The organism is Rhodococcus sp. EPR-134, from assembly GCF_001647205.1.
Classification (GTDB): domain Bacteria; phylum Actinomycetota; class Actinomycetes; order Mycobacteriales; family Mycobacteriaceae; genus Rhodococcus_F; species Rhodococcus_F qingshengii.
In genome coordinates this window covers 1-1,703 of the sequence record NZ_LVCT01000652.1, presented here as the reverse complement: position 1 = coordinate 1,703, position 1,703 = coordinate 1, and the positions used below count along the sequence as shown (strand labels likewise).

4 protein-coding genes are annotated in these 1,703 nt (G+C 61.7%); 2 read left to right on the top strand and 2 right to left on the bottom strand.

Annotation, left to right across the window (positions count from 1 at the left end; translation table 11 throughout):
* The coding region (locus tag A2J01_RS36645; RefSeq protein ID WP_269455344.1) for a DUF6314 family protein at positions 1–179 on the top strand (179 nt) is incomplete at its 5' end.
* Positions 180–195: 16 nt separating this feature from the next.
* Here the strand turns inward: A2J01_RS36645 and A2J01_RS28340 are convergent.
* Entirely contained in the window at positions 196–408 is a 213-nt protein-coding gene (locus tag A2J01_RS28340) for a TOBE domain-containing protein (protein WP_003942061.1), read from the bottom strand.
* Between the two features lie 141 nt (positions 409–549).
* Here A2J01_RS28340 and A2J01_RS28335 point away from each other — a divergent pair, with 141 nt between their 5' ends.
* Positions 550–753, top strand: coding sequence for a DUF4287 domain-containing protein (locus A2J01_RS28335; protein ID WP_007728313.1), 204 nt, complete (start codon positions 550–552; stop codon positions 751–753).
* 6 nt (positions 754–759) lie between these two features.
* On the opposite strand, the gene mftM is transcribed toward A2J01_RS28335, so the two are convergent.
* Positions 760–1,593 carry a mycofactocin oligosaccharide methyltransferase MftM gene (gene mftM, locus A2J01_RS28330; protein ID WP_064114060.1) on the bottom strand — a complete coding sequence of 278 codons (834 nt, stop codon included), beginning with the start codon at positions 1,591–1,593 and terminating at the stop codon, positions 760–762.
* Positions 1,594–1,703: the final 110 nt, after the last annotated feature.

The window sequence follows — 1,703 nt, the reverse complement described above, 5'->3', positions numbered from 1 at the left end:
ACGGCAGAGAGTTCCACGACTGGGCGCCGGGGGAGGAAGTCGAGCACCTGTGCGGTGCGGATACCTACCGCGGGCGAATCGACGTCACTGCCGGAGATCGATCGACCTGGACTGTCGTCTGGACCGTGACGGGGCCGAGCAAGGACTACACGATGACCACGCATCTCACCCGGCCCTGATCACATCGCTCGCCAGTTACTCGACGCCGATCGTCACCTCGGTGGACTTCACGAATACCGTTGCGGCTTGGCCTGGTTCAAGATCGAGATCCAGTGCGGCATCGCGGGTGATCGACGAGGTCACAATCTGATTCCCGCCGTCCAACTTCACCTTGACCGTCGCCATGACGGTGCCGAGGTTGACCTCGGTTATGGTGCCGGTGAGTTGATTTCGTGTGGACAGTCGCATCGCTGAACTCCTGTGCTCTCGGGTGGGTGTTCTTCGACCATAATGCGATGGTCGCGTATCTACCCAGCGATTCCGCAGGTGCGGACATGCGGGCGCCGCCGGTGCGCGAATATTGTCGGGCGGTGGAGGTAGATTCCGGTCATGACTGAACCCGTGAAAGGCCCGGCGTCGTATTTTCCGTCGATCGAGAAGAAGTACGGTCGGCCGATCGGTGAATGGCAAGAGCTGATCAGAAGCTCAGACCTCACGAAGCACATGGAATTGGTCAACTGGTTGAAGTCGGAGCACGGTATGGGTCATGGGCACGCGAATGCGCTTGTCGCCCATACGCTGAAAGAAGGGTAGTTCTTTTCAGGCGGCCGATGCGTCCAGCACCAACCAGCCGCCGTGATGCTCGAATACCTCGAACGGCACACGGCTCTGCCGGCCGACCGCACGCAGTGACTCGAGATCGAAAGTGCGGATGTGGCCGTGGCACGCGGTGGCTTCGTCTTCGAAGGGGACGGCAAGGACGACCCGTTGACGCGCGATCCGGAGTGCTTGCGCGATCACGGCCTCGCCGACTGCGTCGTCGACGTGTTCGAGGAGATGAATCGCGGTGACGGTGTCGGCGCTGTTGTCCGGTGCCGGTACTTCACCCGCGTCGCAGATCACCGTGTCGATCGTGATGCCGAGTTCGGGGGCAACCGCGTCGAGCAGGATCATCGTTCCGGGCAGGATGTCCGTGGCGGTCACTTCCATTCCGGCGCGCGCGAGCCGCAGGGGCAGGAAACCGAAGCAGGAACCCAGATCGAGCACGGAACCGCGGACCAGCTCTTCGGCTTTGTCGTGAATCGGCGCGAAATCTGCAGTGCCGTCCATTAGTTCGGCAAGTGAGTTCCGGTAGTAGGTGGTCCAGGATTCGAGAGCGCCGTCCACGGTGGAGCGAACCAGGCCGACCATCGTCAACTCGAATTCGTCCTGACCGAACTCCGCGTCCTGGATCGACGAGGTGACTCCGGCGACGAGTCGCTCACTCAGATCGGCGGGAGTGAGGGAGTGCCTGACGTGGAGGCGACCGCCTCGGCGATCGAGCGAGATCGGACCGGACTCGACGCGTTCGACGGTGACATGTCCGAACGACCACAAGCCCGGCGTCGACGGCGCCAGGGAATCCAGGACGGGTTCGTTCGTGATGGTGGACATGATCGCCTTTCTCAGGTGGTGATGCTTTCTCAGGTGCTGATACCGGTCCGCAGGGACTGCGTACCTGTTTTCAAGAGTTCCGGTAGCTCGAGTGAATCGTCGGTGAGCCA

Bases quoted from the DNA above. Each gene is read 5' to 3' on its own strand.
- A2J01_RS28340 (WP_003942061.1), bottom strand. From the start codon at position 408: ATGCGACTGTCCACACGAAATCAACTCACCGGCACCATAACCGAGGTC.
- A2J01_RS28335 (WP_007728313.1), top strand. From the start codon at position 550: ATGACTGAACCCGTGAAAGGCCCGGCGTCGTATTTTCCGTCGATCGAG.
- mftM (WP_064114060.1), bottom strand. From the start codon at position 1,593: ATGTCCACCATCACGAACGAACCCGTCCTGGATTCCCTGGCGCCGTCG.